This is a genomic window from Umezawaea sp. NPDC059074, from assembly GCF_042738955.1.
GTDB lineage: Bacteria > Actinomycetota > Actinomycetes > Mycobacteriales > Pseudonocardiaceae > Umezawaea.
Genome location: NZ_JBHYHC010000031.1, coordinates 74488 through 82732, shown reverse-complemented (window position 1 = coordinate 82732; position 8245 = coordinate 74488). Strand labels below are relative to the sequence as shown.

Annotated in this window: 7 protein-coding genes; 5 read left to right on the top strand and 2 right to left on the bottom strand. The window is 67.7% G+C overall.

The annotated features are described in order from the left end of the window. Positions 1-221: 221 nt before the first annotated feature. From ACFWW9_RS16810 to pip, 5 genes are all read left to right on the top strand, one after another. Positions 222-1100: an aminoglycoside phosphotransferase family protein gene (locus ACFWW9_RS16810; RefSeq protein WP_390377767.1), complete on the top strand. Its 879-nt coding sequence runs from the start codon at positions 222-224 to the stop codon at positions 1098-1100. 48 nt (positions 1101-1148) lie between these two features. After that, positions 1149-1439 carry a zf-TFIIB domain-containing protein gene (locus ACFWW9_RS16805; RefSeq protein ID WP_390377764.1) on the top strand — a complete coding sequence of 97 codons (291 nt, stop codon included), beginning with the start codon at positions 1149-1151 and terminating at the stop codon, positions 1437-1439. 99 nt (positions 1440-1538) lie between these two features. Then, on the top strand, positions 1539-1982 hold the full coding sequence (locus tag ACFWW9_RS16800) for a hypothetical protein (protein ID WP_390377761.1): 444 nt from the start codon (positions 1539-1541) through the stop codon (positions 1980-1982). A 20-nt stretch (positions 1983-2002) separates the two neighbouring features. Beyond that, positions 2003-2416, top strand: coding sequence for a hypothetical protein (locus tag ACFWW9_RS16795; protein ID WP_390377757.1), 414 nt, complete (start codon positions 2003-2005; stop codon positions 2414-2416). A 9-nt stretch (positions 2417-2425) separates the two neighbouring features. Beyond that, a complete protein-coding gene (pip, locus tag ACFWW9_RS16790; protein WP_390377754.1) occupies positions 2426-3376 on the top strand; it encodes a prolyl aminopeptidase in 951 nt (316 codons plus the stop codon). Between the two features lie 4 nt (positions 3377-3380). Here the strand turns inward: pip and ACFWW9_RS16785 are convergent, their stop codons facing one another. Both ACFWW9_RS16785 and ACFWW9_RS16780 read right to left on the bottom strand, forming a co-directional pair. Next, positions 3381-3962, bottom strand: coding sequence for a hypothetical protein (locus tag ACFWW9_RS16785; RefSeq protein ID WP_390377751.1), 582 nt, complete (start codon positions 3960-3962; stop codon positions 3381-3383). Positions 3963-4327: 365 nt separating this feature from the next. After that, positions 4328-8224 (bottom strand): DNA-directed RNA polymerase subunit beta', encoded by a 3897-nt coding sequence (locus tag ACFWW9_RS16780; RefSeq protein ID WP_390377748.1) that lies wholly within the window; start codon positions 8222-8224, stop codon positions 4328-4330. Between the last annotated feature and the right edge of the window lie 21 nt (positions 8225-8245).

Genomic DNA, 8245 nt, shown 5'->3' with positions numbered 1-8245 from the left:
TGGAGATCGGGCAGGGCTTTGGGGCACTGCCTTTTGGCCCGATCAAGGGGCAAATCTAGGGGCCCCAAATCAAATCGGACACAGCACGCTGGAAGTCGAAGCCGCCCGATGGCCCGGCTGGAAGCCGTAGCCACCAAGTGGGTGGGCTGGAAGGGGCAGTCGCCGAGTGAACAGAGCTGGAACCGGCGGCCAAGACCCACCCGGATGATTCACTTGAACACGTGAACACCGACCTCGTCACCGGCATGGCCGCTCTCCTCCCTGGCGACGAAGAACCCGTGGTCCTGGCCCTGCGTGGCGACGTCGTCGTGATCCGCGTCAACGACATCGTGCTCAAAGCCCACGAACCCGACGCCGACCTCCCCACCCTCACCGCGAGGATGCGTCTGGCGGCCGACCCGAGGCTCAGCGAACTCCTCCTCCCCCCTCTCAACTCCCCCACCGTCGTCAACGACCGCGTGATCACCACCTGGCCCCTCGGTGTCCCCGTCCCCGAGCGCGACCCGGAAACCGCTCCCCTCGAAGAAGCCGGGAAGCTCCTCGCCGACCTCCACCGGTTCGGCCCGCAGGACTTCCCCGGACCTCAGCCACCCTCGGGTGCCCCGTTCCGCATGGCGCGTGCCGTGGCCGATCTGCGGCGGGCGAACCTGGGCGGGCAGGCCGACACGGTGTTGCGGGCCTTCTCGACCCTCCCCCCGGTCGACTCCCCCACCCACCTCACCCTCTGCCACGGCGACTGGCACCTCGGGCAGATGGTGCAGGCCTCCGGCTGGCGGTTGATCGATGTCGACGACCTCGGGATCGGTGATCCGGCGTGGGATCTGGCGCGGCCTGCCGCGTTGCACCTGGCCGGAGTGCTGGATCCGGAGACGTGGGGGCGGTTCCTGGACGCCTACCTGGCGGCCGACGGCGTGGCTGTGGACGCGCGGGATCCGTGGGGGGCGTTGGAGGTGCCCGCGCGGGCTTTGGTGATCCAGATGGCGGCGCGTGCTCTTGTGGCTGCTCAGCGCGACCAGCGGGTGCTCGACGAGGCCCAAGAGGCTCTCGTGGAGGCGTGCGATCGGATCGTCTCGGCACATCCACACATGGCTCGCGGCTAATATCGGACTAATCGCCGAAGCGGCGTGTACGAGCAGGAGGCCCACACGATGCAGTGTCCGAAGTGTCACGCGAACATGCGCACCTACGACCGCATGGGGGTGCACATCGACCAGTGCGATGGCTGCCGCGGCGTGTTCCTCGACTACGGCGAGCTCGAGGCGATCACGCGGCTGGAGACGCAGATGGCCGCGCCGCCCGTCGCGCCGCCGCCCGCCGCCTACCCGCCGCCCGGCTACGCGCAGCCGGCTCCCGCCTGGGGTGCGCCGCAGGTGCACTACGGGCACCACGGTCACCGCCGGAAGCACGGTGGGCTGGCCGGGCTGTTCTACTCCTCCTGACCCGTCGCGGGGCGGCTCCTCGTTGTGGGAGCCGCCACACGGCGGTTGCGACTACCGAGAATGTGGTCGATACTCGGTAGTGACTGAGGGGAGGTCGTCATGTCCGTAGCGACCGAGGCGGCGCAGATCCGCGACTTGTTCGAGCAGATCGAGTCGATCGAGGAAGTGGCGTCGACGTTGTCCGAGGACGACGCGCGCAGGCACAAGCTCGTGGGGGTCGTGGCGAAAGCGCTGCGCCAAGCCCCTCCGATCCGGCCGATCGTGGCCGGTGAGCTGCTCGACCTGACCGAGAAGACCGTGAAGGCCTGGGCGCGCGAGGGCGTGCTGGCCATCAGCAGTCAAGAACCGCGGATGCTGCTCGACGCCGAGCGGTTGCACGAGGTGCTGCACCTCGTGGCCGACCTGCGGCGGGCGGGCAAGAGCCGCGGGTTGTTGGACGAGGTGCACCGCAGGCTGAGCGACCTCGCCCTGCTCGACCGCACCGACCTCGCCGCGAGCCTGGAGCAGATGCACCGCGGCGAAGGACGTGTGGTCCGCTCCTGATCAAGGTCGTCGAAACCCCGGTGGCGAGCTCCCAGGCGTCCGGCCTGCGTGGCCCTGCTCGGCAGGCCTACGACCGGTTCCTGGACGAGCTCGCGCACAGCGGGTGCGCGGCGCTCGGCTACCGCGTCACCGGACCCGAACCGCTCCCCCGCCTCTGCGTGAAGCACCTGCGCGGCGCGGACCGCGTGGTCGTGGCGTTCCCGGCCCCGGAGACCGTCTGGGTGCTCCTCGTGGGCCCGCACGACGACGACCCCGGCCGCAACCTCTACGACGCCCTGTACGAGCTGGCGGGCGTCCGACCGCGCAGCGGCGACAAGCGCACGAAGCCGCGCTGCTGCGACGACGACACCGGCGCGCCCCCCGTCGTGGACGCCGACCTGATCGACGACCTGGTCGCCCGCGCCCGAGCCATCACGAGGGCGCGACGGCGCTAGGTTCGACCCATGACGAGCGCATTCCCGGTGATCGAGCCCTACGAGGACGGCTTCCTCGACGTCGGCGACGGCAACACCCTGTACTGGAAGACGTTCGGCAACCCCGACGGCAAACCCGCGGTCGTGCTGCACGGCGGCCCGGGCGGCGGCAGCCCGAAGGGCACCCAACGCAGCTTCGACCCGGAGAAGTACCGGATCGTCCTGTTCGACCAGCGCGGCTGCGGCCGCAGCACCCCGCACGCGAGCAATCCGACGACGGACCTCAGCGTCAACACGACCGACCACCTGGTGGCGGACATCGAGAAGCTGCGCGACCACCTCGGGATCGACCGCTGGCTGGTCTTCGGCGGCTCATGGGGCTCGACGCTCGCACTCGCCTACGCCCAGCGCTTCCCGGAGCGCGTGACGGAACTGGTCCTGGTAGCCGTCACCACGGGAACCCGCGCGGAAACCGACTGGCTGTACCGAGGCGCGGCCCGCTTCTTCCCAGCCGAGTGGGCAGCGTTCCGCGCAGGCGTCCCCGACGAGGACCTCTTGGCGGGCTACCTACGAGCCGTGTCCGACCCCGACCCCGAGGTGCGAGAGAAAGCGGCCGCCACGTGGTGCGCGTGGGAAGACGCCGTGCTGTCGTTGGAGGACAACGGCAACCCGACCATGTTCAGCGACCGCGCAGACGACGCGATGATCGCAATGGTCCGCATCTGCGCCCACTACGGCCTCCACGGAGCCTGGCTGGAGGAAGGCGCACTCGTCAGGGACGTCGGAAAACTGGCCGGAATCCCCGGCGTGCTCATACACGGCGCGAGGGACATGAGCTGCCCGACAGAGGCGGCGTGGCGCCTGGCCCAGGGCTGGCCCGACGCCGAACTGTTCCTCGTACCCGACGCGGGCCACAAGGGCAGCCCGGAATTCGCGGACCGGATTCGAGCAGCGCTCGCCAGGTTCGCTGATCGGCGTTAAAGAACTACTTAACGCCGTTAAGGCGCTCGAAGTCCTCAACGGTGCGCACGTCGTGGTCGAGGACCGCCCGGTAGATCTCGTACCCGTTGACCGACTTCCCGTACTCGGGACGACCAAGATAGGCCTTCTTGATCTCAAGGATGGCGGTACGGGTTTCCGGGGTCAGGCGGGCGGGGAGAGCCTTGACGTGAGCCAGGTCGGGCTGACGTTCGGGCTCGTCGACAAACCAGATGTCGAGGTTCCAGTCATCACCAGCGGAAGACCGGTAGTTGACGCCCAGGTAGAAGCCATCGGGGTAGTTGGCATCGGTGTTCCAGTCCCCGGTGTCATTGCGGAAAAGCACCCGCTCGACACGGTGATGACGAGCAAGCTCAGCCCCGATGCTGACCACAGCCTCATGCACTGCCTTGCCCAACTCGGCACAGACGACAGTGATGTCGACATCGCGTTTGACCAGAAGGCCCAGAGCGGAACTACCCACTCGGACGGGATCACCAATGGTGGCCAACGACTGGTTGAGGCCCAGAGCGTCAACCACGGCGTTGGAGGCAGCCTGCAACTCGTCCTGCTCCACGAGCACATCCATACCCCCAGTTTCACAGACCGACGGCACGCCGGCAGATCACGAGAGCAGACCGCTCGGCTGGGGCACCGCCCCTCAAGCGGGCCGTGCTGACCGGGGCATCGCACGCACCAGCGGACCCACCTGACCAAGGCCCTGCCGCACTTCCCTGGCCACCCCGATCCGAAGCGTCTTCGCGCTTTTCACGCTTTGTCAAGGCGTCTTTCCAGCCTTGACAAAGCGTGAAAAGCGTTGAAATAATTACGCGAGCGGGGTGGGTAGGGCTTCCCCAACGCTCACCAGAATCAGACCCAAAAACGAAGGCCCCCAAGGACCATGTCCCTGGGGGCCTTCGCCGTGACTAGCGTCTACCGACTAGCAACTACCAACTACCGGTAGTCCCGACCGAAGTCGTAGTCGTCGAGCGGCACAGCAGCACCGGTTCCGGTACCGAACACGTCGGGGGTGTAGTACCCGTCGTCGTACGAGGGGATCGCGTAGGCCGCGGCCCGCGCTTCCTCGGTCGGCTGGACCTGGATGTTGCGGTACCTGTTGATGCCCGTACCCGCCGGGATCAACTTACCGATGATGACGTTCTCCTTCAGACCGATGAGCTTGTCCGAGCGGCCGTTGATGGCCGCGTCGGTCAGGACCCTGGTGGTCTCCTGGAAGGACGCCGCGGACAGCCACGAGTCGGTCGCGAGCGACGCCTTCGTGATGCCCATGAGGACCGGGCGACCGGCTGCGGGCTCGCCGCCTTCGGCGACGACCTTGCGGTTGCCCGCTTCGAAGTCGGCGCGCTCGACCAGGGAGCCGGGGAGGAACTCCGCGGCGCCCGAGTCGATGATCGTGACCCGGCGGAGCATCTGCCGGACGATCACCTCGATGTGCTTGTCGTGGATCGCCACGCCCTGTGCGCGGTACACCTTCTGGACCTCGTCGACGAGGTGCAGCTGGGCTTCGCGCGGACCCATGACCCGCAGGACCTCGTGCGGGTCGGGGGTGCCTTCGAGCAGCTGCTGGCCGACGGTGACGTGGTCGCCGTCCGCGAGCGGGCCCGTGGGCGTGTTGGCCAGGCGCTGACGCTTGGACAGCTTCTCGAAGATGATCTCCTCGGACCCGTCGTCCGGGATGAGGGTGATCTTCCAGAAGCGGTCGCCGTCCTCCAGGCGGACACGGCCGTCGACGTCCGCGATGGGCGCCTTGCCCTTCGGCACACGAGCTTCGAAGAGCTCCTGCACACGGGGCAGACCGGTCGTGATGTCGTCACCGGCGACACCACCCTGGTGGAACGTGCGCATCGTCAGCTGCGTGCCGGGCTCACCGATCGACTGGGCGGCGACGATGCCGACGGCCTCGCCGACGTCGACGAGCTGGCCCGTCGCCATCGAGCGGCCGTAGCAGCTCGCGCACACACCGACCGGCGTCTCGCAGGTCAGGACCGAGCGGACCTTCACCTTGATGATGCCCGCCTCGACCAGCTTCGCCAGGGCCGGGTCGCCCAGGTCGTCGCCGCGGTTGAGGAGCAGGTTGCCGTTGTGGTCGTTCAGGTCGTCCGCGATGGTGCGGGCGTACACGCTCGTCTGCGCGAACTCGTGCATGACGACCTTGTCGCCGACCTTCTCACCGACCGGCAGGGTCACGCCGCGGGTGGTGCCGCAGTCGACCTCGCGGATGATGACGTCCTGCGACACGTCCACCAGACGACGGGTCAGGTAACCCGAGTCGGCGGTGCGCAGCGCGGTGTCGGCCAGACCCTTGCGGGCGCCGTGCGTGGCGATGAAGTACTCGAGCACCGACAAGCCCTCGCGGAACGAGGCCTTGATGGGGCGCGGGATGTACTCGCCCTTCGGGTTCGTCACCAGACCACGCATACCGGCCAGCGACCGGACCTGGGTCATGTTGCCCGCCGCGCCCGACTTCACGATCATGCGGATCGGGTTGTCGTCCGGGAAGTTGGCCTCCATGACCTCGGCGACCTCTTCCGTCGCCTTGGTCCACACCTTGACCAGCTCGTTGTTGCGCTCCACGTAGGAGAGCTGACCGCGCTGGTAGCGCTTCTCGACCGCTTCCGCGAGCTTCTCGTGCTCCTCGAGGATGCCCTGCTTGGCAGCGGGCACGAGGACGTCCGAGATGGCGACGGTGACGCCGGACCGGGTGGCCCAGTAGAAACCGGCGTCCTTCAGCTTGTCCAGCGTCCGGGCGACGGTGACCATCGGGTACCGCTCGGCCAGGTCGTTGATGATCGTGGCCTGCCGCTTCTTCGGCATGACCTCGTTGATGAACGCGTAGTCCTGCGGCAGGACCTCGTTGAAGAGGACACGGCCGAGGGTGGTGTTGGCCAGCCACGGCTGACCGGGCTCCCAGTCCTCGGGCGTCTCGTTCTTCGGCGGGTTCTTGTCCGTGACGCGGATCTTCACCATCGCCTGGAGGCCAAGGACCTTGCGGTCGAACGCCATCAGCGCCTCGGCCGGGGAGGAGTAGGCGTGGCCTTCGCCGAGGTCGCCTTCCTTGTGCCGGGTGAGGTGGTAGAGACCGGTCACCATGTCGAGTCGCGGCATGGCCAACGGCTTGCCGGACGCGGGCGACAGGATGTTGTTCGACGACAGCATCAGCACGCGCGCCTCGGCCTGCGCCTCGGCGGACAGCGGCAGGTGGACCGCCATCTGGTCACCGTCGAAGTCGGCGTTGAACGCTTCACACACGAGCGGGTGCAGCTGGATGGCCTTGCCCTCGACCAGCTGGGGCTCGAAGGCCTGGATGCCCAGGCGGTGCAGCGTGGGTGCGCGGTTCAGCAGCACGGGGTGCTCGGTGATGACCTCTTCCAGCACGTCCCACACGGCCGGGCGCGCGCGCTCGACCATCCGCTTGGCGGACTTGATGTTCTGCGCGTGGTTGAGGTCGACCAGCCGCTTCATCACGAACGGCTTGAACAGCTCCAGCGCCATCTGCTTGGGCAGACCGCACTGGTGCAGCTTGAGCTGCGGGCCGACCACGATGACCGAACGGCCGGAGTAGTCGACGCGCTTGCCGAGCAGGTTCTGGCGGAACCGGCCCTGCTTGCCCTTCAGCAGGTCGGACAGCGACTTGAGCGGGCGGTTGCCCGGCCCGGTCACCGGGCGACCACGGCGGCCGTTGTCGAACAGCGCGTCGACGGCCTCCTGGAGCATCCGCTTCTCGTTGTTGACGATGATCTCGGGCGCGCCGAGGTCGATCAGCCTCTTGAGGCGGTTGTTCCGGTTGATCACGCGGCGGTACAGGTCGTTCAGGTCCGACGTGGCGAAGCGGCCACCGTCGAGCTGCACCATCGGGCGCAGGTCCGGCGGGATGACCGGGACGCAGTCGAGGACCATGCCCTGCGGGTTGTTGCGGGTCGCCTGGAAGGCGGCCACGACCTTGAGCCGCTTGAGCGCACGCAGCTTCTTCTGGCCCTTGCCGCTGCGGATCGTCTCGCGCAGCACGTCGGCCTCGGCGTCGACGTCGTAGTCGCCCAGCAGGCGCTGGATCGCCTCCGCGCCCATGGCGCCGGTGAAGTAGTCGCCGTAGCGGTCGTACAGCTCGCGGTACAGCATCTCGTCCGCGATCAGCTGGGCGCGCTCGAGCTTGGTGAACGTGGACCAGATCTCGTCCAGCCGGTCCAGCTCGCGCTGGGCGCGGTCGCGGAGCTGGCGCATCTCACGTTCGCCGCCCTCCTTGACCTTGCGGCGGACGTCGGACTTGGCGCCCTCGGCCTCCAGCTCGGCGAGGTCGGCCTCGAGCTTCTGCGCGCGGCCTTCCACGTCGGCGTCGCGCTTGTTCTCGACGCGCTTGCGCTCGACCTGCATCTCGCTGTCCAACGTGGACAGGTCGTTGTGGCGCAGCTCGGTGTTGACGCCCACGATCACGTAGGCGGCGAAGTAGATGATCTTCTCGAGGTCCTTGGGGGCCAGGTCGAGCAGGTAGCCCAACCGGCTGGGAACGCCCTTGAAGTACCAGATGTGCGTGACCGGAGCGGCCAGTTCGATGTGGCCCATCCGCTCGCGGCGCACCTTGGCGCGAGTGACCTCGACGCCGCAGCGCTCGCAGATGATGCCCTTGAAGCGCACGCGCTTGTACTTGCCGCAGTAGCACTCCCAGTCCCGCGTGGGACCGAAGATCTTCTCGCAGAACAAGCCGTCCTTCTCGGGCTTGAGCGTGCGGTAGTTGATGGTCTCGGGCTTCTTGACCTCGCCGAACGACCACTGGCGAATGTCATCGGCGGACGCGAGACCGATGCGGAGCTCATCGAAGAAGTTGACGTCGAGCACGTCTTCTCTTCTCCCCTTCGG